Origin of the sequence: Methylococcus capsulatus (assembly GCF_036864975.1) — a bacterium.
GTDB lineage: Bacteria > Pseudomonadota > Gammaproteobacteria > Methylococcales > Methylococcaceae > Methylococcus.
Genome location: NZ_CP104311.1, coordinates 1326896 through 1353027, shown reverse-complemented (window position 1 = coordinate 1353027; position 26132 = coordinate 1326896). Strand labels below are relative to the sequence as shown.

Sequence of the window (26132 nt, the reverse complement as noted above, 5' to 3'; positions counted from 1 at the left end):
CCCGCACGCCGCTGTGCCGCCGATCTCCTTATGCCGCCAGCTCGGCTGCGGTCTTGCCGACCTGCGATTCGTCGACCTGAGCCATGACGCCGTGCTCCATCAGCAGATCCTCCAGCTCGTCCATGGTGATCGGGGTCGGGATGATGCCGTTGCCGGAGTTGGCGTGGATCTTCTGCGCCAGATTGCGATAGTGACCGGCCTGCACCGAATCCGGGGCATACTCGATCACGGTCATGCGGCGGAGCTCTGCGTGCTGCACGATGTTGTCGCGCGGCACGAAGTAGATGAGCTGGGTACCGAGCTTCTTGGCCAGCGATTCGGCCAGCTCCAGCTCTTTGTCGGTCTTGCGCTCGTTGCAGATCAGCCCCCCGAGGCGCACACCGCCGGAGTTGGCGTACTTCAGAATACCCTTGGAGATGTTGTTGGCCGCGTACATGGCCATCATTTCGCCGGACATGACGATGTAGATTTCCTGTGCCTTGTTCTCACGAATCGGCATGGCGAAACCGCCGCAGACCACGTCGCCGAGCACGTCGTAGGAGACGTAGTCGATGCCGTCATATGCACCTTCTTCTTCCAGGAAGTTGATCGAGGTGATCACACCGCGGCCGGCGCAGCCGACCCCGGGCTCCGGACCACCGGATTCCACGCAGCGGATGTCGCGGAATCCAACCTTCATGACGTCTTCCAGCTCCAGGTCCTCGACGCTGCCGGCGTCAGCGGCCAGGGACAGGATGGTGTCCTGGGCCTTCGCGTGCAGGATCAGACGGGTGGAGTCGGCCTTCGGGTCGCAGCCGACGATGAGGATCTTCTGGCCCATTTCGGCCAGAGCAGCCAGGGTGTTCTGGGAGGTGGTGGACTTACCGATACCGCCTTTGCCGTAGAACGCGATTTGTCTCAGACTTGACATGGTGTTTCTCCAAATGAATCAGGATGATCGATGCTTCATGGCCAGCAGCATTCAGCCGATGTTGGAACTTCCGACCCGCCGTATGAGGAAGGCGCTTTCTTTTTCTTATTCTTGTCGCCGCCACTTTTACGGCAGTGAACACTGCACGCTTATCTCCGAAGCAACCGGTGTGCCACCCTTTCGTATGCCACACCTAACGGCTTGAAATTCCAGTAGACACGCCCCATGGCTGGACGCCAGTCGGGCGTTCGGGGGATGTTCACAACGCTACAAAACCTCACTGTTTGTAGGGAACGGCACAAGTTGCCTGGGCACTACGGATCTCCCGCTGCCAAGCTCAAACCTTTGAAAAAACCGGCCACCGGAAAACCGGGCAGAGAACGGCACATCGATTGCTAGATTTTGGAAGAAGGTCTCCATAATCCATCGGGGCATCGACGGCTTCGGTGGAGTTCCTAGGGACCTTGGAAGACGCAGCCGACTCAACCGGACTGGAAAACCTAAAAACCTTAGGAGAAGCCCATGCAAATAGGCGTCGATACTGAAAGAGCGGTGGACGACAGGCGGGTCTTCGTCGTCGACGACGATGAAATCACCCGTGCCGCCTTGCAGTTCATGCTGCACGACGAAATCGAGACCCATGAACTAAGCAGCCTCGAGGCCGCCTATGCCAAAGCGGCGGACTGGAAACCGGCGGTATTGCTGCTGGGTCTGGGCGTGGTCAGGAGCCGGGGCATCGGCGTACTGGAAGAAATCCGTGCGCAGATGGAAGACATCAAGATTATCGTGGTGGCCGATGCTGCCACCGATCCCTTGGCGCAGGAATGCCTCAAATTGGGGGCGAACTCCCTGCTGACGAAACCCCTTACGATCGAAAAAGCCCGCCAGAAGGTGGATATGCAACTGGGCCGCAAGGTCAAGCTCGCCGTCCCGGTCGTCGTCACCTGAGTGCTTCGGCCGAAAAACCGGGCGGTTCGGGCCGCCACGCGTAGTTTAATGCAATGAAGTCGATTTCACCGTAGACCAACATTAAGGAGCGTCATGACCACTATTAGCGAAACTCCCCTCGCGTCCCTGGAAAACGAAAACCGGTTGTTGAGCCCGGTCTTCAAAGGCGCCACCGCCCAGCCGGGTGTCTTCGGCTTCCGCGGAATGATCGCCCTGAAGTTCGCCCAGCAAGTGAGCGATGAGGCTCGCCCGCCCGAAATCAAATTCGATCAGGTGATGACGGTGGCAAAAGCCGGCGAATCCACCCTTCCCTTCCTGGCTGGCGTTGCGCTGTCGCTGGAACATCTCGACCTGCTCATGGACGTGCTGGGGGACAAGCTGTCGCCTGCCGGCAAGTATTTCTTCTTCGCCGGCAACCTGGACATTTCCAAGCGCTACCAGATCACCCATCGCGGCGCCAGTTTCTGGGTGCTGCCACTGGATGAGGCGACCGTATACAACGAACTGCTGGAGCTGTTCCGCATCGAAAAGAACGACCTGAAGAAGCTCGACACCGCCGGCAAGCTGGTCGCCATCGCGGATGCCGCAGCAAACTTCGACGAGAAGTTCGATGTGATCAGTTTCGAAGAGGGCCTGAAGATTATGGGCCCGATCCGGATCCCGGATAACCGTCCGGTGTGAACCTTAAAACGGGACGCCGCGCGGCGGCGTCTCCCTCCCCGGCAAAGGTCAGCCATGTTCACCAAAGCCTGTGATGAAAGCGAACTGAAAGAAGGCAAATACGAGGTTGTCGCGGTCAATCGCACCCTGATGCTGGTGGTATGGCCGACCGGGTCCCGGCCTCGCGCCTTCCAGGGGATGTGCCCCCATGCCCGGGAGCCGCTGGCGGATGCCCGCTTCGACGGCAGGACCCTAACCTGTGCGCACCATGATTGGGAGTTCGACAGCGACGGCGCCTGCATTAAGGGCAAGCGCTGCACCCTGGCCGAATATCCGTTGAAGATCGAAAACGGCGAAGTCCTGATCGAGACCGAAGGGGTTTTACCCAATTATTTGAGTTAGACGAAGGCAAGCACGATTTTCGCACATAGACCACAACCACAAGGGGGAACCATGACCTACCAAGTGATCAAATCGGCTCTTAAATTGTGTCAAGGCACGCGCAAAAGCAGCGGTGAACCCTGTAACGGTACCCTGTATACCTGCAAGGTCTGCGGCGCCACCGGCTGCAAGCAGTCGCGTGACGATCTCTGTTCGGACCAGGCTTTCAACGTGCTGGAACACTGCCTCAAATGCGGCGCGATCGGCCAGGCCGAGGCCGTCTCCCCTGGCGATTACCGTCCGTACCAAGTCTGGGCGAGCTGACACCACAGTGGCTCTCGTCCACTTCTACGAAAAACCCGGCTGCGCCAACAATGCACGCCAGAAGCAGATGCTGCGGAAGGCCGGGCATGAGCTGATCGTCCACGACCTCCTGGCGACGCCCTGGCGTGCCGGCGAATTGCGGCAGTTTTTCGGCGACCGCCCGGTGGCCGAGTGGTTCAACCGCGCAGCCCCTCGCATCAAATCGGGGGAAGTCGTCCCCGAATCCATGGACGCGGAGGAGGCGATCGCCTTGATGCTGTCAGACCCTCTGCTGATCCGCCGTCCGCTCATGCGGGTCGGGGAGCGGCGGGAGGCCGGCTTCGATCCGGAATCGGTCCGAGTCTGGATCGGGCTCGGCAGCAACCGGCAAACGGCCGATGCCGATCCGGAAAGCTGCCGCCGGCCTCATCCCTGCCCTCCACTCGAGGATTCCGCCGACGAATGAGAGACACCGATACTGGGCGCATACCGGCCTACCACGAACGCACCAAACACCGGCTGGAACGCTACGCGGCGGGACCCGAGACCCTGGACTGGAGCGCCCAGCCCGATCCATTCCGGACTTTCGAAGGCACCGACAGAATCCTGCTTCCCCTGCAGGCGGATCGTCTCGATACGTCGTATCCGGATCTGCACCGACCGGACGCCGTCCCGCCTCGCGCCTTGACGCTGGATTCAGTCGGCCTGCTGCTCGAACTGTCCCTGGCTCTATCCGCCTGGAAGGAATACGGGCCGGACCGCTGGTCGCTGCGCTGCAATCCATCCAGCGGCAACCTCCATCCCACCGAAGGGTATGTGGTATGCCAGAACCTCGAAGGACTGGATGACGGCATCTACCACTACCTTAGCCGCGACCATGCGCTCGAGCGCCGGGCACGGGCTACTGCCGCCCCCCCAGGCAGTCCGTCCAGGCTGCTGCTCGGCCTCAGTTCCATCCACTGGCGGGAGGCATGGAAATACGGCGAAAGGGGTTTCCGTTACTGTCAGCTTGACACCGGCCACGCCATCGGCGCCCTGCGCTATGCCGCTGCCGCCCTGGGGTGGGGCTTGCGGCAGGTGGACACGGCCGACGCTGACACCATCGCCCGGTTGCTGGGGCTCGACCGCGCGGGCGATTTTTTGGGCGCGGAAGCGGAAGAAGCGGAGCTCCTGCTCGAAGTGGTCATCGGGCAGGCCGCACCGCCGGCCCTGCCGGTGTTCGCCGACCTGGACTGGGCCGGCAAGGCGAACGTCCTCGACCCGCATCCCATGTACCACTGGCCCGTGATCGACGAAGTCGCCGATGCCAGTCGCGGCCCCCTTGAAACAACCCCGCCCCCGCCCGAAACGGATTATCCGCCTCGTGCTGATCTGCCGGCCGTTGCCGCCGCTGCGGTGATCCGTCAGCGCCGCAGCGCCCAGCGCTTCGACCGCCGCTTCGAACTGGCTAGGACGGATTTCTATGCCCTGCTGGACGCGCTGCTGGTCCGGCCCGGCGTTCCCTGGGACGTCTGGAACCATCCACCGGCGCTGCATCCGGTCCTGTTCGTCCATCGGGTCACGGGGCTGGCGCCGGGGCTATATGCCCTTCCGCGCAGCCGGGATGCCGAAACCAAGCTACGCGCTGTTTTGCGGCCGGATTTCGCCTGGACCAAACCCTCTGACTGTCCGCCACACCTGCCGCTGTTCCTGTTGGCTGAAGGCAGCTGCGTCCCGCTGGCGCGCACCATTGCCTGCCACCAGGCCATAGCCGCCGACAGCGCTTTCGCGCTGGGGATGCTGGCGGAATTCGAAGACATCCTGAGCATCGCTCCTTGGCGTTATCGCCAGCTTCACTGGCAAGCGGGACTCCTGGGCCAAGTACTCTATCTGGAAGCCGAAGCCCGGCGTCTGCGTGGTACCGGCATCGGCTGCTACTTCGACGACGCCTTCCACGAACTGCTGGGGCTGTCCGGGAAGGCGTTCCAGTCGCTGTACCACTTCACCGTGGGCCAACCGCTGGACGACCCGCGGATCACGACCGAGGCACCCTACCCCCGAAACCGGGCCTGATCGCCCTGGTGCGAGTTCCACCGCCCAGTCCGAAGTGACAGGGACCGCTACCTGCCGCCGAAAGTGAAGACCGGCTCCGGACGCAGGGTCTTGCTGAAGATCGACACACCGTCGAGGTCCTTGAGATCCACCGTGAGGCTCTGATCCACCCGGTTGATGTTGACCTCGCCGAAGAACTGCAGGCCGGCATAGGGAGACAGGTTGACCTGCCCTGCCGGAGGAGCCTTGGAGAACACTACTTGGGGACCGAAAGTGCCGTCGGTGCTGTTGGGGCCGAAGGTGCCGGCGTTGAGCGGACCGGCGACGAATTCCCAGAAAGGGGCGAAATCCTTGCTGGCGGCATGTGCCGGATCGTAATAGTGCGCCGCAGCGTAATGGACGTCGGCGGTCAGCCACACGATGTTCTTGATGCGCTGCTTTTTGATGAATCCGAGCAGACGTGCGATTTCCAACTCACGCCCGGCAGGGGGGCCGTCGTTGCCGTTGGCGATTGCCTCCCATCGGGCGCGGCCCTGGGCGTCGGTGCCGTCTGCAATGTTCAATCCGATCGGCATGTCGGCCGCGATGACTTTCCATGTCGCCTTCGAATTCTTCAACCCCTGCTCCAGCCATTGCAGCTGGGCATCTCCCAGGAATGCCGTCTCGGGCCCTTCCTGGTTCTGCAGGTTATAGGTATTGGGCCCCCGGTAATTGCGCATGTCGAGGACGAAGACATCGAGCAGGGGACCGTAGGAGAGCTGTCGATAAATCCGGTCGGACTCCTCCACTGAATACGGACGCATCGGCGCATACTCGTGGAACGCCTCCGAGGCCCGTGCCACCAGAAGCGGAACGTCTTTGACCATATAGCGGGGATCGGCGCTCAGATCCTTGGCGTCGGACCAGTTGTTGACGACCTCATGGTCGTCCCATTGCCAGATCTGCGGAACCTCGGCATTGAACCGGCGGAGGTTGTCATCGAGCAGATTGTATTTATAGCGGCCGCGGAATTCATCCAGCGTCTCTGCGACTTTCGCGACTTCCGGCGTGACGATGTTGGTCCATACCTGGCCGTTTTCTGCCGTGACCTCAGGCTTGATGATGCCGTCGGAATAGACGGTGTCCCCGCTGTGGATGAAGAACTGCGGCTTCACCTGGCGCATGGTCTCGTAGATCTTCATCCCGCCGAAAGCGGGGTTGATGCCCCAGCCCTGACCGGCGGTGTCGCCGCCCCACACGAAACGGATGTCGTCACGCCTGCCGATGGTGTGGAAATGCCCCGCCACAGGCTCGCTCCGGCTGCGGGCATTGGTCAAATCCTCGAACCAGACCTTCACGTAGACGTCCCGACCCGCCGGCAAGCCGGTCAGATCCTGGCGGGCGGTATAGTCGGAGCCTTCCAGGGCATAGGGACCGCGAACGGTTTTCGAATCGGCGAAATCGGCGCTGAAAGCGTATTCCACCATCATGCGCGCGGGACGGTCCGCCCGGCTCCAGATCACCGCCCTGCCGGGGGCAGGATCCCCGATCTGAATCCCCTGTTCCATCTGCGGAACCGAATTCTCGGCATTGACGGAAGCACAGGCGGCCAGGGCCAGAACCAGGCAGGAAACGATCGCTTGAATAGAATTTTTCCGGTACCCGAAGCTGTCAGCGGTGGGCGGGCGAAACGCGGAGACAGGGCTCATGGGACTCCTCACTGCAGTTGATCGAAGCAAGGGAACCTAAACCCAAATTGAGTCAAAACGATGACCTTGCCATGACGATTGAGTGATGGACTGCCGCCTGGCACAAAGCCCCGGACAGACCGGTCCGCCCGGGGCATTGGCCATCAATGGGCCTGAACGCCGCTGTGGACGTTGACGCTGGTCTTCGGCTGTGCCCAGGCGAATTCCGCATCCGGCTTGGTAGCCGAGATCGCCTGTTCCTTCATCAGCCTGTCTGCCAGCATTGCCAGGCAGTCTTCCAGGCTCTGGTTCGGATCGTTGTCTGGATCCTCGAAGCGGTCCAGAGAGATTTCCGGCCCCTCCTCGTCATCTTCCAGCATGTAGATCAGGAACAACTCTTCCTTCCCCGGACGCCCATGAATCGTGGCCCTGAATCTTTCCCCGCGATACCCAAATTCCCCAACCATGTTTTTCTCCTCGCTCCTCAGCGTATACCAGTTGCGCCGGACACCCGGACCGAATGCCCTCGATAAAATTATACTATAAATAGTATGGTTATTTGCCAGCGGCGCCGCTATCATGGGCATTCGTCGAAAACTTTTTGCGGAGCTGGCCAAGTCAATGGCGGACCAAGACAGCAACGGTTCCGGACCCTTGTCCTTCTTCAAAGCGCAGCACCGGGCCTTTGCCGAAACGCTGAAAACGCGGCAAGGCACCGGCGGGCTCATCGACGGCCTGCTACTCCAGGCCTGGGACAGCTTCGAGCACAACATCGCCATCCAGGCAGAAGGGCAACCTCCGCTGGCCTGCCACAAGGGTTGCGCCACCTGCTGCACGTTGCGGGTCACCGCCACGGCACCCGAGGTGCTGATGATCGGCCGCTACGTCCGCTGGAGTGACGGCAGATTCAAATCCATCGGCATCGACCTCCCCGCCCGCATAGCCGACGCCGATGCCAAGACCCACGGCCTGGACGAGGCGCAGCGGGTCGCGCTGCGGCTGCGCTGTCCCTACATCGAGAACGGGATCTGCCTGATCTACCAGGTCCGCCCCTTGGCCTGCCGCGGGCACGCCTCCTACGATGTACACGCCTGCGTCAAAGCCGCCGCCGGCCGCGCCGGCGAAATCCCCTATTCGGGACCCCACAGGGTGGTGCGCGGTCTGGTCCAGAACGCCATGCAGTCCTCGCTGCGCGACGCCGGACTGGCGTTCGGCCTCTATGAGCTCAATCACGCCGTGTGCATCGCCATTCAAAACGAGAACTGCTACGCCGAATGGCTATCCGGAGCAGATGTTTTCGCGCCGGCGGCCATCACCGACGTGGGCATCGACGAAATGGCTCGCATATATGACGCGATCCAGGCGAGTTGAACACACCGTTGCCGGTCCCGGACCGCTCGCCCGGCACGGTCATGCACTGCCTCAAGCCGCCTGTCGCGCGGCTTCGGCACCCAGCAACTGTCGCACGAAATCTTCAAGCGGCAGGTCGATCCGCCGGATGTTCTGCTCCTCCAGGAAACGCGCTTCATTGCGGGTCAGGTCATCCGGCAGCACGGCCCAGTGGAGGTCCGACGAGCGCTTCATGACCTGCCGGGCGTAGGTCCGCTCCAGCTGAGTGCGGAAGCGGCAACCCAGGAACAAAAAATGACGTCCGCTGCGTAGCTGTTTCACGGGCTCCGGAATCGGCGTCTGAATGTCGATTTCCGTCAACACTTCGACATAATCCGAATCGGACAGGATGAAGTTGGCGGCCGGCGCAATGCTGCCCAGCGGCTTGTAGAGCAGGAGCGTCCAGTTCGCAGCATCCGCCTCCGCGGCAGGACTGCCATCGGCGTGGAAATAATGCACCCACTCGCCGAAATGCTCGGCGCGGCTCACCCCCTGGACCTGTCCGAAATCGGACCGCCCGGCCAGTGCCGCTGCCATACTGGCGTCATACCAGGCATCGACGATCAACGGCAACGGCTGCCCCGCCAGATACCGGTGCAGACCGGTAGGTGCCGGCGCCGCGGCAAAAGCCTCCTTGAGCAGGCCGACCAGGGTCTTGCGATGCTTGAAGTTTTCTATGTATTGACCCGCCGCGGTGAGATTCCTGCGGATCTTGTGGGGCACGGTCACCTTGGCGGTGATCAGCTCCACCAGGGTTTCCGGAGCACTGGGTACGGCGCTGCCGCCGTCCAGATCCAGCACGCCGGGACCTAAGTACGGAATGACCTGGCCGCCGGCCAGTCCAGCCTGAATCTCCGTGGGTATCGTTGCCGTCATGAGAATTACCCCGCTGATGAAAGGGCGGCCTTGAGCGCATCGACTTGCGGACGCGGCAGGCGGAACATGCCCCGCCCGCCCGCCAAGGCCTGGTAACAGTTGGAAGTGTTCTGGCTCAGAAAGTTGAACCAGGTCTGTGCCTCGACACCCGGCGGGCGCTCGCCGATTTCCATTACCGTACCATTGGGTGCGAAGCGGACATGGATCAAGGACTCGATCTTTTCTGTAGTCGTCATGGGTGGTTATCCTCTGTTTTTAGGTTTCAGTTCGATGGTGATCTCACGGGAGCCCAGGACCGCCTGGCAGGACAGCCTGGACAGGGTTTCCGTACCTCGCATGTTTTCGAGCTTTTCCCGCTCGTCGGAGCGGATCTTGGACAAGCTGCGCCCGCCGTTTAGCACCAGCACGTGACATTCGCCGCAGCGGGCATGGCCACCGCAGCGGGGGACGATCGCATCGCCCGTCAGCAGCACCGCGTCCAGCAGACGGCTGCCGCTGCTGATTTCCACTGTCTTGCCGGAGGGCAGGACGGTCACGCAGGCCTTCCCGTTTCGCCGGATTCCGGTGCGCAAATAACCGGACATCGTTTTCCGCTCACAGATAAATCGCGGCCCCGGCGCCCACGTTGATGGATGAATCCTTGGCGGTCTGCACGATGAAGCCGATCTGGTCTTCGGTGAGGTGACAATGGAACGGCAGGGCGATGGCCCGGTCCGCCAGCTTTTCCGTCACGAAGAACTGGCCCTTGCGGTAACCCAGGTCGACGTAATAGCGCTGGGTATGCAGGGGCGAACAGAAAGCCACGGATTCCACCTCCGCCGTCGCCAGGTCCTGGATGATCACGTCGCGGCTGGAGCGGGTGAAGCGCGTGCCCAGATGCACCAGGTAAACCATCCAGTGCAGTTCATCGACCTCCGGCGCCTGGTAAGCCGGCTTGATGCCTTCGAAGGATTGCATGAAGGCGTCGTAATAGGCTTCGACGTCCTTGCGCCGCTCGAGTATCCTGTCCAGCCGCTCCAGTTGAGCCAGTCCGAGGGCCGCATTGATGTCACTCATTTCCGCCCGGTATGGCGGCAAATCGCCCAACACCACCGACTTGCGTTCGTCCAGGCGGCGGTTGCGGTAGCCGCGCAAGCGGAGCGCCAGATTCCGGTCGTCGGTCACCACCATCCCGCCCTCACCGCTGGTCAGTGCGCTGGGCTGGGTGAAGTCGAAGATCGAACAGTCACCGAAACTGCCGACCAGCTTGCCCTGGTAGCGCGAGCCGATGGCCTCGCTGGAATCCTCGATCAGAATCAGGCCGCATTCGTCGGCCAGCGCCCGGAGCTGCGCCCACAGTGCCGGGTGGCCATTGACGTTGCTGGCGAGGATGGCCTTGGTCTGCGGTGTGACGGCGGCGGCCGCCTTGTCCGGCACGAGGGTGCAGGTCCAGTAGTCAATGTCCACGAACACCGGCTTCGCACCGGCCAGCGCGATGGCGTGAGCGGTTTCGCGGAAGCCGAAAGGGGGAGCTATGACTTCGTCGCCCGGCCCGATTCCATAAGCCTTGAGCGCCAGCAGCAGCCCCATCGTGGCGCTGCTCACCGCCACGGCGTATTGCCGCCCCAGATAGTCCGCGAAAGCGGCTTCGAAATCCTCGACCACCGGCCCGCCCGAAAGGCCAGGCGATTTCAACACTTCCTCGACTGCCCCCAGTTCGGTGAGGCTCATGTCCGGATCGGAAAACAGGATGCTCGGCTGGACGCTCATGTCGCCGCTCCCTTGGATTTCTCGGCCAGAATCAGGCCGGTGGCACGGTTCAGGTCGGCAGTCACGTGGGCACAATGATCGGCGGCATCGAGTAGATACAGATTGAACCGGGTCGTTTCGAGCACCGGCGTCTCCGTATCGATGTCGGCGGCATCGCAACGGGTCACGGACAGACCGGGAAAAGCCCGGCGCAAGGCGGAGACCTGCTCCGCCGCCGTGGCCTCGGTGCCGAGCTGGTTCCGAATCCGCTCGAGCGTTTCCGTCGTGAGCGCCATGGTCAGTCGTCGCTCCCCGCGAGCTTCCTGGCATCGACCGTGATCGGCAACGTCGTGCCTTCGGCCATTTCCGGAAGGACGAGCTGCCAGCCGTTGGCCAGCGTCACCGTGCCCCCCCACATTTCCGGTTTCTCCTGGGACACGATCGGCTCCTCCAGGTCTTTCTTGGGGACATAGGCGGACAGTTCGCCAGCGGCGTTTCTACGAATCATTACCTTCATGAAGACTCCGGGTCAGAGGTTGAAAAAATCGATCGGTCGTTTCAATATCGGCCGGGGATCACGCCGCCTCAGCCAGCAGGCTGCGTACGATCTCCGGCAACAAGCTGCACACGGCATCCACCTCAGCCACTGTGGTGTAACGGCTCAATGAAAAACGGAGGGTGGCCAAAGCTCCCTCCGTCCCCAGCCCCATCGCCATTAACACGTGGGAAGGTTCCGTACCACCCGCGCTGCAGGCCGCTCCAGCAGATGCGCAGACCCCGGCACGGTCCAGCTTGACCAGCACCAGCTCGGCTTCGACATTCCCGAGATTCAGGCTGGACGTCCCGTCCACCCGAGGCGCACCGGCACCGTTCACCGAAGCCCCTGGCAACGCAGCGAGCAGGCGGCTTTCCAGGCGGTCACGCAGCCGGGCGATGTCGTCAACACCGTTCGCCAAATGTTCAGCCGCCAGTTCCGCCGCCACGCCCAGCCCCACAATGGCCGGTACATTCTCTGTGCTGCCACGGCGCCCTCGCTCCTGGTGGCCGAACAGCAGCGGCGGCAGTTTGCGGCCCTTCCGCACGAACAGCGCGCCAATGCCTTTGGGGCCATGCAGTTTGTGTCCGGACAGGGAGAGGAAATCCAGCGGCACCTTGCTCAAATCGATGGGCAGCTTGCCTACGGCCTGGACCGCATCGCAATGGAACAGCACCCCCCGGCTCGCCGCCAGCGCCGCCGCTTCCGCGATGGGAAACAGCACGCCGGTTTCGTTGTTGGCCCACATCAGGCTCAACAAGCCGGTATCGGCGGTGAGCGCGGTATCCAGCATGGCGAGGTCGAGCCGCCCCTGCTGATCGACCGGCAGACGGATCACTTCGAGCCCCTGCGCTTCCAGATGCTTTAGCAGAAGCAAGGTTGCCGGATGCTCTACTGCGCTGGTCACCACCCGGCGCTTGTCTGCCGCCAAGGCCAGTGCGCCGAGGATGGCCTGCTGGATGGATTCGGTACCACCGCTGGTGAACACGATCTCTGCCGGAGAGGCGCCCAGCAGCGCGGCGAGCTTGGCCCGCGCAGCGGTGACCTCCATTTTTGCGGCATCGCCCAGATGATGCTTGCTGGAGGGGTTGCCATAATGCATCTGGAGGCAGGCCGTCATCGCCGCCACGCATTCCGGAGCCGGCCGTGTCGTGGCGTTGTTGTCCAGGTAAATCGAAGTCTCGCTCATTGCCAGAACCGCCTGTTCGGGTCTTCGTTCAGCAGCGCCAGGATCTGCTGCAGCGAGCGGTACTCGCCGTGCATGATCCAATGTCCGATCGTGTGATCCTTGTGGTACAGCCACCAGCAACCACGGTTCGGCTTGAACTCCAGCAGGGCGATGTCGATGACGCCGCCGTTGGGATCGATGTTGCGAGAACAGCAGGAACTCTGGATCAAATAGCCGTCCTCGGTCGGATGCACCTCGGGAGTGACGTAGCGGTAGCGCTTGCGGGCCTGGATGGCACGCTCGATGCGTTTCAGATCCAGCTCGTTGGGTTGAGGATTCGCTATCGCCTGAATGCTGCCCATGACGCCGCCTCCGTACTGGCTGACCCGGCTCACCGCCGCCATCCGCTAGAGCAGTCCCGCCACCTGGACCGTTTTCTTTTCCGAGCGCAGTTCCTCCTCGAAACAGCCAACGACATAACCACCAGGAAATTCGACCAGATACACCGGGATGTTGGCTTCCTCGTGATGGCCGATCTGGACGATTTCGCCCTCGGTGCCGGCCGCGACCAACAGAGCCTCGGGCTCGTGATCGGGATAGCTGCCGTCGTTGAAGATATCGACTTCCGTAGAAACCTTCTGTCCCCACTGATAGATCGGAGCGCGTTGGTCGATCATGCGGCTTCCTCTTTGGGTTCGGCCGTCTGCTTCGGCGGCGGCGGATTGTCGACTGACTCCAGTTCCCTCCCCTTCATACCGACCGCGTAACCCCGTTCGGGGAAGTCGACCGCATAGATATAGAACTGCTGGAGAAAGGTATTGATGCTCTTGACGTAACCGACCTCGCCCTTCTTGACCAGCACTTCGCCGATTTCGGCACCGGTGAAAGTGCCGTCGTTGCGCACTACCTTCTTGGACTTGACCTTTTCGCCGAAATTGAATTTCGGCGGGTCGTTCAATTCCATACTATCGCTGTCTCGACTGATATCACCCATGGCTATCCCCTCGATTCATCTCTAGCAGGCCTCCGGCAAAACGCCGCCGGTCTGTGGTTCGTTAAGCCGCTGCGCCACCAGCTCCCGCACCGCCTGGTCGGGGTCGGCGCGCAGGGGCTCCAGGTCGGCGAGCTCAAGCCGGCTGGCGACCTCGTAACGCAGACGCCAGTCGGGGTCCTTGACGAGCTGCCTCAACTGCTTGTTGTCCATGCGTCTGACCGCCGCCAGCCGGACCGGCATCTCCGTATCCGCCGCCAGCGTTGGCAGCCATTCCGGCGCAATGCGCTGCGCCACCACTTTACGCACCTCCGGGTCGGGATCATGGACCATCTTCACCAGCAGACCGGGTGGCAGGCGCCGTGCCACGATCTGCCTGACGAAATAATCCTCGTCCGCGATCATCGTAGCCAAATCGCCCGGCTCCAACCGCTCGGCCACTCTGACCCGGACGTCCCGGTGCGGATCGCGCCGGAGGATTTCGAACTGCTTGGAGCGCACGGGCAGGCGTTGGGCCACGCTCTGCCGGACGGTCTCGTCCGGATCCCCGACCAGCCGCGGCAGGTAGAACAGCTCCACATGCTTGGCCGCCACCGCCCGGGTCTCGAAATACGGGTGATCCAGATAAACCTTGGCCAGATCCGGATTCCACCTGAAGAACCGGTCGATACGGCGGGCGTAGCGATCGTGCACACAGGCGTGACCGAGATGGCAGCGACCTTCGGTCAGCCCTTCCCGCTGCTCGCAGCGGCTACAATCCAGCAGATTGCCCTGCCAGTCGCGCGCCTCCTCGATCTCATTCCTCGTCGTCCCCATTGGCCTGCCTCTCCAGGACGCCCATCAATACTTTGCCGCCGAGCTTGTCCGTAGGATCCAGCTCCAGCAGTTTCTCGACCGCGGTCCGGCCTTCTTCCAGGTTGCCTAAGCGCATCTGCAAATAGGCATAGCCTTTGAGTGTGAACAGGAAAAACCGCGGCAGGATGGCCTCGAAGCTGGTGAAATTTGCATCCGTCGGCTTAGCCTCCCGCCAATCGGGGGACATGCCATTGTCGAGCGCCGCCTTCACCAGGCACTCTTTGGCGATTTCCAGAGCGTCGGCCAGCCGATTCTTGTAGAAGTAGAACCGGTACTTGCCGATGTAGACCGCCGCATGCCCCGGCGCAAGCTCCCAGGCCGCCTGCAGATGCCCCAGCGCCACCTCGTCCCGGTGGTAGTTCTGTCCGGCCAGATGCAGATGCCGCTCCGCTTCGGCAGGCAGACCCTCGCCCAGGCACTCGGCAGCCGCCTCGCCCAAGACCGGCTCTGCCTCCAGTACTGCGCTGTGGGCCATAACCATTGCCGCCGGGTCTCAGGCGCTCTTGATGGGAATGCTGGCGATTCCCACGGAACCCTCGCCCGGAACCGGTGCAGATGCGCTGCTGCCGCAGCTTCCGCAACCCGTCGCTTTCGGGTCGATGAATACCAGACCGCTCTGCAGCGGGGTGTCCTTGAAGTCCATGGTCACACCCTGCAGCAGCAAGCGACTCTCCGCGGGCAGGAACAGCTTCAGCCCCTGGACGGTGACGACGGCATCGCCCGGCAAGGGCGCGGCTTCGATGCTGAACTCCGAAGCCAGGCCGGAACAGCCCCCAGGACTGACAACCAGCCTGAAACCGGCGTCGGGGCCGGCGCCGCCGAAACGCACCATGCGCTGAATGAACTTTTCCGCACTCGGAGTGATGGTCAGATCCATGAATGTTCCCCTTAAGCCGCTTCGTATCGCGGGTAGTTATCGTCAATGATGCAGGTGAGGTCGATGGGACACACCGCCACACACTGCGGTTCGTCGTAATGACCGATGCATTCCGTGCACTTGGCCGGGTCGATCACGAACAGCCCGTTGCTCGTTTCCGAAATGGCCTGGTTCGGACACTCCGGCTCACATGCGCAACAACCCGTGCAGTTTTCTTCGACTATCTTGTAAGCCATGTTTCAAACTCCTGGGGGGCACCCTCATCCCCCCTTCTCCCACAGGGAGAAGGGAGCTTAGAGCCCCTCCTCTGTGGGAGAGGAATTGGGGTGAAGGAACCCGCCTTTCTCAACTGCCGTCTCAAGCCGCGATCAGAGCGCCCTGGCGGATCACCGCATCGCCCTTGGCCACGTGCTCGATTTCGCCGGACGCGACCTTGTCGAGATACTCCTTGAAGTAGGCGATCGCCGACTGCTCGATGAACTGACCGGCATATTGGTCCACCGGATCGATACCCGCCGCCTTGAGGTCACTCTTCGGACAGCCACCGATCTTGGCCACGAACACTGCATGGCAGTCGTTGATGGCGCGGATCACCGTGCCCAGCGCATCCTCCTCGCCGTAGCCGCCCTGGCAGTACAGGTCCACCCGGCGGTGCCCGACGAACTTGGCGCCTGCCGTAGACAGCTCGTAGATCTGGAACTCGCTGGCATGGCCGAAGTGCTCGTTGACTTTGCCGCCGCCCTTGGTCGCTACAGCGATCAGCATCTTAATGTCGGAATGCGCCCCGGCTAGGGTCTGCAGTTCTTCCCGCTTGGCTGCCACCACCGCTTGGCGTTCCTTTTCCACGGCTTCCTGATATGCTTTGCGGGCGTCAAGGTCATAGTTGACTTCCATCGCCATGATCTTGTCCGTGGTGAACTCCGCGCTACGGTCCTCGCCCAACAGGCCCACCGCATCGGCGCGGCACTGGCGGCAGTGGCGCATCATGTTCATTTCGCCTTCGCACTTGTCCTGCAAGGCCTTGAGCTCCTGCGCCGTCGGGCCACGCTGACCGGTCAAACCGAACACGGTGCCGTGCTCCGGCGCCGAGATCAGCGGCATGATGTTGTGCAGGAAGGCGCCACGCGACTTCACCGCCTTGTTGACCTCGACCAGATGCTCGTCATTGATGCCGGGGATCATCACCGAGTTGATCTTCGACAGAATCCCGCGTTCGGTCAGCATCTCCAGGCCCTGCAACTGGCGTTCGCTGAGAATCTTCGCCGCATCCACGCCGGTGTAGCGTTTCTTGTTGTAGTAGATCCAGGGATAAATCTTGGCGCCCACCTCCGGATCGACCATGTTGATGGTGATAGTGACATGATCGATGTTGTATTGAGACAGCCGGTCGACGTGATCGGGCAGGGCCAGACCGTTGGTGGACACGCACAGCTTGATGTCCGGGGCGGTCTTGGCGATCAACTCGAAGGTCTTGAAGGTCTTTTCCGGATTGGCCAGCGGATCGCCGGGGCCGGCGATGCCGAGCACCGTCATCTGCGGGATGGTGGAAGCCACCGCCAGTACCTTCTTCGCCGCCTGTTCCGGAGTCAGTTTTTCGCTCACCACGCCCGGCCGGCTCTCGTTGGCACAATCGTACTTGCGGTTGCAATAGTTGCACTGGATGTTGCAGGCCGGTGCCACCGCCACATGCATGCGCGCATAGTGGTGGTGCGCCTCTTCGCTGTAGCAGGGATGGTTCTTCACCTTCTCCCAGATTTCCGGCGGCAGATCATTCTCGCCCGCTCCCGAGCCGCAGCTCGCCTTGCCGGAACCGCCCGAAGTGCCGCAGCCCTTGTGCTCTGCGACCTTCTGCATGATCTCATCGACATTCACCGCGGCGTTGATGCCAGCGGACTCCGACCCCGTATGGTTCTGCACTGTTTGCATTGCTAGACTCCTTAAATTCGTTTGCCCGTCGCTGCTTCGTCCCGCCACGCCCCTTGAATTCGTTCGCTACCCACCGGCTTGAAGCGCCCGGTGCGGAACACTGGTAGACACTCACGACCAGACCCAAGCAATCGGCGTACCACAAATGGATATCTCGCAAAAACAATCCTTTGATTGCATAACCACACGATTTGAGTGTGTTTAGTGGAGCACAAATCCACTGCAGGCGGCCGGCCTTGTCCGGAATGCGACAAACGGGGCGCTGAGTTGGTTAGGAAAGTGGGCGTGGATCATGAACGCGCAGCTCTGAGGTATGGCGACACGGCGCCGGCTCATGTCGATAAAATCCTTGCCATCGACTTGAGCCACCGGCAATCTGCGGGGGAAACCGCTCCCCTTCCGCGGCCGTTGCACTGACGCAGGCACGCTAGCAGCGCATTCACGCCCGGCGATGGCCTTGAACGAAGCGCCGCCACCGGCACGCAACCCAAGCACTGACCACTTCGGGAGACACCATGAACAACCGCGTCGAAATCCGCTACTGCACCCAATGCCGCTGGTTACTACGTGCGGCCTGGATGGCGCAGGAGCTGTTGACGACCTTCGATCAAGAGATTGGCGAACTGACCTTAAAACCCGGGACGGGCGGCATCTTCGAGGTATGGGCTGACGACACGCTGATCTGGTCGCGCAAGGAGCAGGGACGCTTTCCGGAAATCACCGAACTGAAACGGCTCGTGCGGGACGAGATTGCCCCCGGCAGGAGCCTGGGGCATGCCGACCGAAAAGAAGGGCCGGCACAGGATACGGACGCATCAGCGGCACCCGCCAAACCGTCGGCAGGATAAGCGCCCCCGCCTTATCGCTGCGACGCCTGAAGCAGCCGCCGCGCCTCCTTGCGCATGGCGCTGCGCTGGAACAGAAGCTTCCAACGCGCGCCGCCACACTGGCGCCACAACACCACCGAACGGATGCCGGCCAGGAGCAGCGCACGGATACGGTTGGCGTTGGCGCTGTTGGTGAGATAGGACGGCTGGCCATTGACCATGACGCGAGGCCTCAGCTGGCTGACCGTGCGCTGATAGAGGTCGGCCAGGTTGGCGTAGACGGTGTCGTTGAGCTCGCCGAAATACTCGGCCTGCTCCTTGACCTGCTCGATCCCGGTGCGGAGGGTCTCGAGCATGCGGCGGTCGCTGACGAGCTTGCGCTCCAGCAGGATCAGGGTGGCGCCATAACGCGCCAGTTCCGCATCGGGGGGCTCGAAGCCCGCGAGCTGGCGATCCAGGAGCTGCAATCCCGTCTTGAGCCGTTCGATCCCGCCGTAAACGGCCGGCACGTCATCGGCATCGATCGCGAACACGCTGCGGACGACGGCGTCCAGGTCGCCGGCATCCGCGGTGCCCCGCTGGGCGATCTGTTTGACAAGGTAGGTGGCCTGGGCCAGTCCGGCCAGCGCGATCACCTGGTTGGCGAGCGTCTTGATCATAACCCGATTTCCTAATCCTCTTCCCGACAAGGCATTTTGCGCCGGTTGTATTTGACGGCGTTGCCTTTGGCCAGATGCACCGGATACTTCTCTGCATTGCGCTTCATCTTATCCCGAATGGCGGTTTCCAGATCGATCCCCAGCTGGTCGGCCAGGCGGATCAAATAGATCGCCACGTCCGCCACCTCTTCGGCCACAGCCTGCCGGAGGTCGGGATCATCGCCCACGACCAGCGACTGTTCTGGCGTCAGCCACTGAAAATGCTCCATGAGCTCCGCGCTCTCCACCGCCAGCGCCATAACCAGATTCTTCGGCGTATGGAACGGGTCCCAGTGCCGCTCGGCGGCGAATTCGCGCAACTGTTGCTGTATCTCGGGCAGGTCCATGACCGGCTTTCTCCTTCTTCGATGCCTTTGCTTGATTCCGCTCAACTCGTCAAAATAACTCCGACCCGCCACGTCCAGGACACTCCTCGTCATGGCATCATGTGGGCCAATTTAATGAATGAAGGCACGGGAGCTTACCGACTATGGACCGACTGATAGCCGACCTGCAGAAAACCATTCAGGCGCTCGAAACCATCAGCACCACCATGCCGGCGCTCGCGGAACAAAGCGACGAGCTGCTGGACCAGTTGTTCCAGCAGAAAATCGATCTGGTGGCCGCCTCGCTCAACTCCGAAGCCCCCTCCTACCAGCAGGCATTACAAGCCATTTCATCGGCGGCCGGCAAGGTGGAAAAGCTAACCAAGAACCCGGCGGATGCCGTGGACACCTTCAAGTCCGTAGAAAACGCCATCGCCAAGCTGGCGCGTCTGCTCGATCAGGTCGTACACATACCATGACAGGGTGCCACCACCCTGTATGTCCGCCTATCCAGGCCGATACGTACGCACGCCTGGAACGGCGGATCGGTCGCTGCCATCTGAACCAGCGACTGGGCATCGAGCAAGATTTCGAGGCCCGCATCTTCGGACAGGGTCGCAATTTTTTCCACATCGAGAACTGGAACCGCCTGCATACCCTGCTGCGGCGCATGCTCAAACTGAGCCTCCTTTATCAGCCCGGCCAGCGCGCCGCCCGCCGCATCGAGATCCGCCGCAACGAGTTCACACTGCCGCACCTGCCGGAAGCTTTCGAAGGTTATACCCTGCTGCACATCAGCGACCTGCACCTGGACATGGCCCTCGATCTGCCGGACGCCCTGATCCGCGCCATCGACCAGGCCGGGCATTACGACGCCTGCGTACTGACCGGCGATTTTCGCGCCCGCACCTTCGGGCCCTACGGGAGCGCCATCGCTGGCTTTGCGCGGGTGCGCCCACATATCGAGAAGCCGGTGTTCGCCATCTTGGGCAACCACGACACCATCCGCATGGCGCCGGAGATCGAAGACTTGGGTGTGAGCATGCTCCTCAACGAAGCACGCGAGATCAGCCGGGACGGCGCCTCCATCTTCCTCGCCGGCGTCGATGACCCGCATTATTACCGGGCGGACAACATTGAAAAAGCCGCCGATCCGATCCCGAAAGGCGCCGTCTCCATCCTGCTGTCCCACTCGCCCGAACTATACCGCCATGCCGCCTACGCCGATTTCGACATCATGCTCAGCGGCCACACCCATGGCGGCCAGATCTGCCTGCCCGGCGGCATTGCCCTGACATTGAACGCCCGCTGTCCCCGCGCGTTCGGCCGCGGCTACTGGCGCTATCACCGCATGCAAGGCTACACCTCGGCTGGCTCCGGAGTTTCCATCCTGGACGTCCGCCTGAACTGTCCCCCGGAAATCACGCTGCACCGGCTGTCGCGCCAGCCGGCTCAATAAGGGCGGTTGCGGATGCGAAAACGGTAAAGAACGGCCGACAAAGTCAGTTCAAGAACGATGAACACGATGACGAACCAGGCAATGTAGCTCCATTCCAGTCCGAAGCGCCCCTGCACGGCCAGCAGCGGCAACAGCGATTCCGGTATCTGGTCGAGGCCCAGCGCCATGCCGCTGGGAACGATTCCAAGCCGCCGCTTGAGAAAGCTGGATAACAGGTCTCCAGCCAGCGATGCCGCACCGACCAGCGCCCCGAGCTGCCATGGCTGCCCCAGCAGCGGCGCGGCTGCCGCCGCTGCGCCTATGCCGCAAACCAGCCCTCGCCAGGTCTTGCTCGGACCGAACCATGGCCGCCCGTCCGGAAATCGGCAGCCGCCATCCACCGGCCAGCCGAAGCGCTCACCCAACAGCTTACGCAGCAAGATAGGCATGCCGTTCGCCACCATCAGCAGGATGAGCAGGCGAGCGGTCAGTCCCGTGGTTTCAGCGCCCATGTCGTTGCTTCCATAAATTCGCTACGATGCCGATCATAATCCGAACCACCCGGGACGTATCCCAATGATCGACTCCGATTCCCCCCATTGGGAGCTTTTCGAGCACATGGCCGACATCGGCGTGCGGGGCTTCGGCGCCACGCCGGAAGAAGCCTTCGCACAGGCGGCACTGGCGCTGTCGGCGGTGATCTGTGACCCGACTTCGATCCGGGCATTGGAAAAAGTCGAAGTGGAATGCGAGGCCGCCGACCTGGAATTGGCGTTGGTGGACTGGCTCAACGCCCTCATCTACGAAATGGCGGTGCGACACATGGTGTTCGGGCGGTTCCGGGTCGACATCGCCGGTGGCCGACTCAAAGGTGTCGCCTGGGGCGAGCCGCTGGACCCGCAGCGCCATCGGCCCGCGGTGGAAATCAAGGGCGCCACCTACACCGAACTCAAGGTGGAACGCGAAGCGGACGGCGGGTGGCGCGCGCAGTGCGTGGTGGACGTGTAACCGGGAGGATTGCCATGAATATCGACCGTCTCGAACAGCTCGACGCCTGCAGCTGGCGCCTGAATCCGGAAGCCGGAATGCGCGTCCCCGTCATTTTGTATGGCGACGAGGCGCTGGTCCGCGCCATGGACGACAAGGTGCTGGAACAGGCCGCCAACGTCGCTAGACTGCCTGGCATCGTTCAGGCCAGCTATGCGATGCCCGATGCTCACTGGGGTTATGGCTTTCCCATCGGCGGCGTGGCGGCTTTCGATGCCGGCGCGGGCGGCGTGGTTTCGGCCGGCGGCGTCGGCTTCGACGTTTCCTGCGGTGTACGCACCCTGCTCACGGGCCTGAAGCGTTCCGCCGTCGAACCGGTTAAAACCAAGCTGGCCGACGCCCTCTATGCCGATATCCCGGTCGGGCTCGGCAGCCACGGCAAGATCCGGCTGGACCTCCAGAACCTCGATGCCATGCTGAAAGGCGGCGCGCAATGGGCGGTGGAACAGGGCTGGGGCGAGTCCCATGACCTGACCCGCATCGAGGAACACGGTCGCATGGAAGGCGCCCGGCCGGACAACGTCTCGGCCCGCGCGAAAGAACGCCAGCGCGCGGAAATGGGTACCCTCGGCTCAGGCAATCACTACTTGGAAGTTCAGGAAGTGGCCGAGATCTTCGACCCCGGGACTGCCCAGTCCTTCGGCATCGCGGCGGGCGATCTGGTCGTCAGCATCCATTGCGGCTCGCGCGGTCTGGGCCACCAGATCGGCACCGAATACCTGCGCCTGATGCAGGGTGCGGCCAAGCAATACGGCATCGCCCTGCCCGACCGCGAACTGGCCTGCGCGCCGATCGAGTCCGAAGTCGGGCAGGACTACCTCGGCGCCATGCGCGCCGCCATCAACTGTGCCCTTGCCAACCGGCAGATACTCACCCACCTCACCCGACAAGTGTTCGCCCGCGTGCTGCCCACAGCCCGGCTGGAGCTGCTGTACGACGTTTCCCACAACACCTGCAAATTTGAGGAGCACCTCGTGGCCGGCGAGCGTCGCCGCCTCTACGTCCACCGCAAGGGCGCGACCCGCGCCTTCGGGCCTGGCCATCCAGAGTTGCCAGCGGTATTCGCGGAAACCGGCCAGCCCGTGCTCATCGGCGGCTCCATGGGCACGGCTTCCTACATCCTGGCCGGCACGTCGCGGAGCGAGATGCTGTCCTTCGCCTCCGCCTGCCACGGCGCCGGCCGCAGCATGAGCCGCCACCAGGCCACCCGGACCTGGCAGGGGAGGCAGGTGATCGACCAGCTCGCCGAACGCGGCATCCTCATACGTAGCCCTTCGTACCGAGGCGTCGCCGAGGAAGCCCCAGGCGCCTACAAAGACGTTCACGCCGTAGTACGGGCCTCCGACCGGGCCGGGCTGGCGCGGCTGGTCGCCCGGCTGGAACCGATCGTGTGCATCAAAGGATGAGAGGGGCCGGCGATTTGAAGCCTCATCAAGACTCTCCCACGGCATCGCCAGAAAAAAAAAAAAGACCCTGGCGGCGACATTCGCCAGCCGGGTCCTAAGAGGGGCATTCCCTTCCCGGACACACGCCACAGAGAAACAAGGTTCCGGCAAGGAAATAACGCCGGAACCGCCGACCAGGGGCTGCCAACAATGGCCTCACCGGACAACTTCCGGACGAGCCCCGATACCTGGAACAGGCTATCACAATACGAGAATGATTATCAACAACACCCCTACTGTTCAATTTCAGGAAACATAGATTAGAATCTTTACATATTGTTCATTATCTGGGCGATGTATAGACTTCCAACCTGTCGTCCTCAAGCTGGTCCCGGGTAGATAGGTCCGTCGTATGAATACCGTTCAGGCAATTCCTCTGTTCTCACAAGCATTTCAGGACGTTTCGAGCTATATCGCCGGTATCCGAGCACCGTATACGCTCCAGGACATCCAAGGCTTCAATGCGGCGTACAAGCGGGCCTACCCTTCCCTTAGCCGGGAGGAAAAACGCAGGATCGAGGCGTTCGTGGATACGATGATCGAGCACTTGGCCCAAAAGGAACTTGCGAGCAAAATTTTCGGCGTCGTCTAAAAAGACGCCGCCTACGCTCAATCCGGCGCCGAGTCCCGAGCCGGGTCTTACTCCGTATTGGTATACTGCTTCGCCGTCCCGATGACCGAAGGGGTATCGGCCCATGTGGATCTCCATCTCAACCGCTATCACGGCTCCGCATGGCTCGCCCCCTGGGTCGGACCGTTCCGCTGGCGTACCGTCTCGCACACTTCCAGCGTTTCCTGGCGCCGATGTCTTTCCTCAGGCGTTCGTATTGCAGAACAGCCAGACGCAACAACGTCTTGGTGCCGCGGTACCGTTCTTGCAGCGCATGACCGAAACTGCCGAGTCCGCCTCACGAAAACCCTGCCGGAATCCCCCCTGGAATGCATACGGAAAAACGCCAGCCGATAAAAATAAGATCAAATGAGGAGACACTTATGACGATTTTTCACGCGCTTCCATCAGGCCCTATCCGGAAAGGATTGGGGAGCACTTTAGTGCTGCTGCTGAGTGCGGCCGCTCTTCTGACCGGCTGCGGCGATGAGTCGAATAGCGGCACTGCCGTCAACGAGCCAGTGCAAAAATACGAAAAAGATACGACGCTCGCCGGAACTGTAACCGGCCAGAACGGCGCCATCACCAATGGCAAAATCCTGGCCACTGACGAAAAAGGCAACGTCATTTCCATAAGTACCCTGGAAAATACCAGCCGGTATTCCATCGTGATCCCGGCCGGTACCCTTTTGCCCATCCTGCTGCAGGTCCATCCCGACGCCGGGGTCGAAAATGGAAAACCGCTCACTCTGGCCATTGCCGATGCATCGATGACCAACTACAACATTAACCCGCTGACTACGGCGATAGCCGAAAAAGCCAAATCCCTGGGCGGCTATACACGGAAAAACCTGATGGCCGCGGCCGTACTCAGCACCTCCATGCCGGACGAGGACAAAACATCTTCGGGCTTCCGCGGAGATCCGACCAAAAATTACGGCGGTTGGCACTGACCCGGCCGGGGCTCGATTTTCGGAAGATGAGGTACGTCCCTGCACCTCAAAAGACGGGATTGTGAATGTTACTGCTGTTTGGCCTTGGCAATCTGCTCGTCGATTTCCTTGGAGGTTTCCTGATAAGCCTTCTCCGGAATCGCTTCCTTATGCGTATTCTTGAAGACGAACACGAGAGCGATCACAAAAACTATCAAGCCGCCAATATATAACCAAAAGTTATCTTTTTCTTGTTCCATGTCGACCTCCTCAAGTTCATTTTCTAGGATGACTTTGGCACTCACTCATAACCAGAGCGCCAAAGTAATCCTAACCATGCGATGATGACACCATCATGACTGTCATGATAAGAACTCATGACGAACCGATGACGGGCAAGCGCATGTGTCACTTACTTATCAGGGCATCCAACGCAAAAAGGGGGCCCCTCACCTCGCTGAACATCCGACATTCCGTACTACAGGCGTAGGCGACTTGCCTATCCTTGGCAACGCACCCGCTCCAAATCGAGCAGGGTTAAGCGGCGGAATCTTGCGTGGGCCGCCAGAGTAAGGCTGCAAGGACACCCCCGCCACTTCGGCTCACATCTCCTAATGCGAGTGCATTGCATTTCTTGTCGGGAAGGCGTTAAATCAGCACGTGAGCCGGAGTGGTTCCCGGCTCATAGGAAATCCCAAGTTTAATGTCCCAAAAACCACGGGCGGCGGCTGGTGGCTTTCCCTTTTCTTGCCACCGATCGCAGCTCTCGTCGCTACAAAGCGATGGCGAATCTTTGAGAAGCGGCCGGCCGACCAGCGGAAGGCGACTGGTTGCCGGAAGAGGCCCCCCATAAATGGACTGGCGCGAGAAACTTCACCGATTCTTCAAACTCCGAGCGATCGAGCAGACCTCCCCGGAAATCGCAACGGCGGAGCATGAGCGGGAATGCCAGACCTATTTCACCGATGTCGTCACCCCGAGCTTGGAGGCGTTCTCCAGCGAACTGCGTGCATTGGGGCGGACCGCATCACTCAGTCTGCAGAAGCGCCGTGCGCACATCACCGTCAAAGATCTGACCCGCACGGAATTCGAATGGGCGGTCGAATCCAAGTGCGGTCCTCATGGATGGGCGGCCTACCCCGTGGAGACCGTTCACTCGGGCAGAGGTAAGCAGATCGTCGAAGGAAGATTCGATACCCCTCATTGCGAAGCCGCTCATCTGCTGGACCTCCTCACGACGAGCTATATCTGGAGAATCCGGCAACCCGACCACTGAAATCGGAATTCGGCTCACCACGGCTGCGGCCATGGTATTCTCTTGCACCCCATGGTTCCGTGTATTGAAACCACTCTCCGGCGAGCCTTATAGAAAAATAATTCGTCTACGACGGTTGAAAGTCAAGATTCAGCTCAGCAAGAATAAAGTGCGTATTACGCAAAGCCGGCGTGAACTGTTATAAATAATATATATAATTGTATAGGTAACATTGACCTACCCATAGCCCTTCAGGCTGACCTTCTAACGCTCAAGAATGGGGTGGAGGCAAACCTGATTGCGCAGCCC

General features: G+C 61.4%; 37 protein-coding genes. 15 read left to right on the top strand and 22 right to left on the bottom strand.

Going from position 1 to position 26132, the window contains the following annotated elements:
* Nucleotides 1-28: 28 nt before the first annotated feature.
* Nucleotides 29-910: a nitrogenase iron protein gene (gene nifH, locus N4J17_RS06675; protein WP_010959594.1), complete on the bottom strand. Its 882-nt coding sequence runs from the start codon at nt 908-910 to the stop codon at nt 29-31.
* Nucleotides 911-1432: 522 nt separating this feature from the next.
* Between nifH and N4J17_RS06670 the strand changes: the two genes are divergently transcribed.
* The 6 genes from N4J17_RS06670 (at nt 1433) to N4J17_RS06645 (ending at nt 5254) form a co-directional block, all read left to right on the top strand.
* Nucleotides 1433-1858: a response regulator gene (locus N4J17_RS06670; RefSeq protein WP_198323154.1), complete on the top strand. Its 426-nt coding sequence runs from the start codon at nt 1433-1435 to the stop codon at nt 1856-1858.
* Nucleotides 1859-1951: 93 nt separating this feature from the next.
* Nucleotides 1952-2539, top strand: a complete 588-nt coding sequence (locus tag N4J17_RS06665; protein ID WP_198323155.1) for a hypothetical protein — start codon at nt 1952-1954, stop codon at nt 2537-2539.
* A 54-nt stretch (nt 2540-2593) separates the two neighbouring features.
* Nucleotides 2594-2920: a Rieske 2Fe-2S domain-containing protein gene (locus tag N4J17_RS06660; protein ID WP_198323156.1), complete on the top strand. Its 327-nt coding sequence runs from the start codon at nt 2594-2596 to the stop codon at nt 2918-2920.
* A 51-nt stretch (nt 2921-2971) separates the two neighbouring features.
* Complete coding sequence (locus tag N4J17_RS06655; protein WP_198323157.1) at nt 2972-3223, top strand: hypothetical protein; 252 nt, start codon at nt 2972-2974, stop codon at nt 3221-3223.
* 7 nt (nt 3224-3230) lie between these two features.
* The gene (locus N4J17_RS06650; RefSeq protein ID WP_198323158.1) at nt 3231-3668 is read left to right on the top strand and encodes an ArsC/Spx/MgsR family protein; all 438 of its coding nucleotides are present in this window, start codon (nt 3231-3233) and stop codon (nt 3666-3668) included.
* The gene (locus N4J17_RS06645; RefSeq protein ID WP_198323159.1) at nt 3665-5254 is read left to right on the top strand and encodes a SagB/ThcOx family dehydrogenase; all 1590 of its coding nucleotides are present in this window, start codon (nt 3665-3667) and stop codon (nt 5252-5254) included. Before N4J17_RS06650 ends, N4J17_RS06645 begins: the two co-directional genes overlap by 4 nt.
* A 47-nt stretch (nt 5255-5301) precedes the next feature.
* Here N4J17_RS06645 and N4J17_RS06640 read toward each other — a convergent pair whose 3' ends face one another.
* Nucleotides 5302-6921, bottom strand: a complete 1620-nt coding sequence (locus tag N4J17_RS06640) for an alkaline phosphatase D family protein (RefSeq protein ID WP_198323160.1) — start codon at nt 6919-6921, stop codon at nt 5302-5304.
* A gap of 143 nt (nt 6922-7064) precedes the next feature.
* Nucleotides 7065-7367 carry a hypothetical protein gene (locus tag N4J17_RS06635; protein ID WP_198323161.1) on the bottom strand — a complete coding sequence of 101 codons (303 nt, stop codon included), beginning with the start codon at nt 7365-7367 and terminating at the stop codon, nt 7065-7067.
* A 154-nt stretch (nt 7368-7521) separates the two neighbouring features.
* On the opposite strand from N4J17_RS06635, the gene N4J17_RS06630 reads away from it, so the two are divergent.
* Nucleotides 7522-8271: a YkgJ family cysteine cluster protein gene (locus N4J17_RS06630; RefSeq protein ID WP_198323162.1), complete on the top strand. Its 750-nt coding sequence runs from the start codon at nt 7522-7524 to the stop codon at nt 8269-8271.
* A gap of 51 nt (nt 8272-8322) precedes the next feature.
* Here the strand turns inward: N4J17_RS06630 and N4J17_RS06625 are convergent, their stop codons facing one another.
* The 15 genes from N4J17_RS06625 to nifB all read right to left on the bottom strand — a co-directional run bounded on the left by N4J17_RS06625 (nt 8323) and on the right by nifB (nt 17245).
* Entirely contained in the window at nt 8323-9165 is an 843-nt protein-coding gene (locus tag N4J17_RS06625; RefSeq protein WP_198323163.1) for an SIR2 family NAD-dependent protein deacylase, read from the bottom strand.
* A gap of 5 nt (nt 9166-9170) precedes the next feature.
* Nucleotides 9171-9401: a hypothetical protein gene (locus N4J17_RS06620; protein ID WP_198323164.1), complete on the bottom strand. Its 231-nt coding sequence runs from the start codon at nt 9399-9401 to the stop codon at nt 9171-9173.
* A 6-nt stretch (nt 9402-9407) separates the two neighbouring features.
* The gene (locus N4J17_RS06615) at nt 9408-9701 is read right to left on the bottom strand and encodes a 2Fe-2S iron-sulfur cluster-binding protein (protein WP_338457669.1); all 294 of its coding nucleotides are present in this window, start codon (nt 9699-9701) and stop codon (nt 9408-9410) included.
* 58 nt (nt 9702-9759) lie between these two features.
* Nucleotides 9760-10914 carry a DegT/DnrJ/EryC1/StrS family aminotransferase gene (locus N4J17_RS06610; RefSeq protein WP_198323166.1) on the bottom strand — a complete coding sequence of 385 codons (1155 nt, stop codon included), beginning with the start codon at nt 10912-10914 and terminating at the stop codon, nt 9760-9762.
* Entirely contained in the window at nt 10911-11189 is a 279-nt protein-coding gene (locus N4J17_RS06605) for a hypothetical protein (protein ID WP_198323167.1), read from the bottom strand. Before N4J17_RS06605 ends, N4J17_RS06610 begins: the two co-directional genes overlap by 4 nt.
* Nucleotides 11190-11191: 2 nt before the next feature.
* Entirely contained in the window at nt 11192-11410 is a 219-nt protein-coding gene (nifT, locus tag N4J17_RS06600) for a putative nitrogen fixation protein NifT (protein ID WP_010959580.1), read from the bottom strand.
* 58 nt (nt 11411-11468) lie between these two features.
* The gene (locus N4J17_RS06595; protein ID WP_198323168.1) at nt 11469-12617 is read right to left on the bottom strand and encodes a cysteine desulfurase family protein; all 1149 of its coding nucleotides are present in this window, start codon (nt 12615-12617) and stop codon (nt 11469-11471) included.
* Entirely contained in the window at nt 12614-13000 is a 387-nt protein-coding gene (locus tag N4J17_RS06590; RefSeq protein ID WP_425326315.1) for a DUF3024 domain-containing protein, read from the bottom strand. The genes N4J17_RS06595 and N4J17_RS06590 overlap by 4 nt, the downstream gene beginning before the upstream one ends.
* A 3-nt stretch (nt 13001-13003) precedes the next feature.
* Nucleotides 13004-13273: a nitrogen fixation protein NifZ gene (locus N4J17_RS06585; RefSeq protein ID WP_198323170.1), complete on the bottom strand. Its 270-nt coding sequence runs from the start codon at nt 13271-13273 to the stop codon at nt 13004-13006.
* Nucleotides 13270-13590 carry a nitrogen fixation protein NifZ gene (locus N4J17_RS06580; protein ID WP_198323171.1) on the bottom strand — a complete coding sequence of 107 codons (321 nt, stop codon included), beginning with the start codon at nt 13588-13590 and terminating at the stop codon, nt 13270-13272. The genes N4J17_RS06585 and N4J17_RS06580 overlap by 4 nt, the downstream gene beginning before the upstream one ends.
* Nucleotides 13591-13611: 21 nt before the next feature.
* A complete protein-coding gene (locus tag N4J17_RS06575; RefSeq protein WP_198323172.1) occupies nt 13612-14403 on the bottom strand; it encodes a 4Fe4S-binding leucine-rich repeat protein in 792 nt (263 codons plus the stop codon).
* Nucleotides 14384-14917 (bottom strand): hypothetical protein, encoded by a 534-nt coding sequence (locus N4J17_RS06570; protein WP_232470502.1) that lies wholly within the window; start codon nt 14915-14917, stop codon nt 14384-14386. Before N4J17_RS06570 ends, N4J17_RS06575 begins: the two co-directional genes overlap by 20 nt.
* A gap of 18 nt (nt 14918-14935) precedes the next feature.
* Nucleotides 14936-15319 carry a HesB/IscA family protein gene (locus N4J17_RS06565; protein ID WP_198323174.1) on the bottom strand — a complete coding sequence of 128 codons (384 nt, stop codon included), beginning with the start codon at nt 15317-15319 and terminating at the stop codon, nt 14936-14938.
* 11 nt (nt 15320-15330) lie between these two features.
* Entirely contained in the window at nt 15331-15555 is a 225-nt protein-coding gene (locus tag N4J17_RS06560; protein ID WP_198323175.1) for a 4Fe-4S binding protein, read from the bottom strand.
* A 121-nt stretch (nt 15556-15676) separates the two neighbouring features.
* Nucleotides 15677-17245 (bottom strand): nitrogenase cofactor biosynthesis protein NifB, encoded by a 1569-nt coding sequence (nifB, locus tag N4J17_RS06555; RefSeq protein WP_198323176.1) that lies wholly within the window; start codon nt 17243-17245, stop codon nt 15677-15679.
* Nucleotides 17246-17760: 515 nt separating this feature from the next.
* Here nifB and N4J17_RS06550 point away from each other — a divergent pair.
* Nucleotides 17761-18093 carry a SelT/SelW/SelH family protein gene (locus N4J17_RS06550; protein WP_198323177.1) on the top strand — a complete coding sequence of 111 codons (333 nt, stop codon included), beginning with the start codon at nt 17761-17763 and terminating at the stop codon, nt 18091-18093.
* Nucleotides 18094-18104: 11 nt separating this feature from the next.
* Here N4J17_RS06550 and hflD read toward each other — a convergent pair whose 3' ends face one another.
* Nucleotides 18105-18731 carry a high frequency lysogenization protein HflD gene (gene hflD / locus N4J17_RS06545; RefSeq protein ID WP_198323178.1) on the bottom strand — a complete coding sequence of 209 codons (627 nt, stop codon included), beginning with the start codon at nt 18729-18731 and terminating at the stop codon, nt 18105-18107.
* A gap of 11 nt (nt 18732-18742) precedes the next feature.
* Complete coding sequence (locus N4J17_RS06540; protein WP_198323179.1) at nt 18743-19117, bottom strand: nucleotide pyrophosphohydrolase; 375 nt, start codon at nt 19115-19117, stop codon at nt 18743-18745.
* A gap of 143 nt (nt 19118-19260) precedes the next feature.
* Between N4J17_RS06540 and N4J17_RS06535 the strand changes: the two genes are divergently transcribed.
* Nucleotides 19261-19575, top strand: a complete 315-nt coding sequence (locus tag N4J17_RS06535; protein ID WP_277458399.1) for a hypothetical protein — start codon at nt 19261-19263, stop codon at nt 19573-19575.
* Nucleotides 19572-20555 (top strand): metallophosphoesterase, encoded by a 984-nt coding sequence (locus tag N4J17_RS06530; RefSeq protein ID WP_198323181.1) that lies wholly within the window; start codon nt 19572-19574, stop codon nt 20553-20555. The genes N4J17_RS06535 and N4J17_RS06530 overlap by 4 nt, the downstream gene beginning before the upstream one ends.
* Here the strand turns inward: N4J17_RS06530 and N4J17_RS06525 are convergent.
* A complete protein-coding gene (locus N4J17_RS06525; RefSeq protein WP_198323182.1) occupies nt 20549-21046 on the bottom strand; it encodes a CDP-archaeol synthase in 498 nt (165 codons plus the stop codon). The genes N4J17_RS06530 and N4J17_RS06525 overlap by 7 nt on opposite strands.
* 64 nt (nt 21047-21110) lie before the next feature.
* Between N4J17_RS06525 and N4J17_RS06520 the strand changes: the two genes are divergently transcribed.
* From N4J17_RS06520 to N4J17_RS06505, 4 genes are all read left to right on the top strand, one after another.
* Nucleotides 21111-21542 (top strand): archease, encoded by a 432-nt coding sequence (locus N4J17_RS06520; protein WP_198323183.1) that lies wholly within the window; start codon nt 21111-21113, stop codon nt 21540-21542.
* A gap of 14 nt (nt 21543-21556) precedes the next feature.
* Nucleotides 21557-22987, top strand: coding sequence for an RtcB family protein (locus N4J17_RS06515; RefSeq protein ID WP_198323184.1), 1431 nt, complete (start codon nt 21557-21559; stop codon nt 22985-22987).
* A 391-nt stretch (nt 22988-23378) separates the two neighbouring features.
* Nucleotides 23379-23618, top strand: a complete 240-nt coding sequence (locus N4J17_RS06510; RefSeq protein WP_198323185.1) for a hypothetical protein — start codon at nt 23379-23381, stop codon at nt 23616-23618.
* 401 nt (nt 23619-24019) lie between these two features.
* The gene (locus tag N4J17_RS06505) at nt 24020-24589 is read left to right on the top strand and encodes a hypothetical protein (RefSeq protein WP_198323186.1); all 570 of its coding nucleotides are present in this window, start codon (nt 24020-24022) and stop codon (nt 24587-24589) included.
* Between the two features lie 68 nt (nt 24590-24657).
* Here N4J17_RS06505 and N4J17_RS06500 read toward each other — a convergent pair whose 3' ends face one another.
* Entirely contained in the window at nt 24658-24828 is a 171-nt protein-coding gene (locus tag N4J17_RS06500; protein WP_232470503.1) for a hypothetical protein, read from the bottom strand.
* A gap of 593 nt (nt 24829-25421) precedes the next feature.
* Between N4J17_RS06500 and N4J17_RS06495 the strand changes: the two genes are divergently transcribed.
* Nucleotides 25422-25844: a hypothetical protein gene (locus tag N4J17_RS06495; RefSeq protein WP_198323187.1), complete on the top strand. Its 423-nt coding sequence runs from the start codon at nt 25422-25424 to the stop codon at nt 25842-25844.
* Nucleotides 25845-26132: the final 288 nt, after the last annotated feature.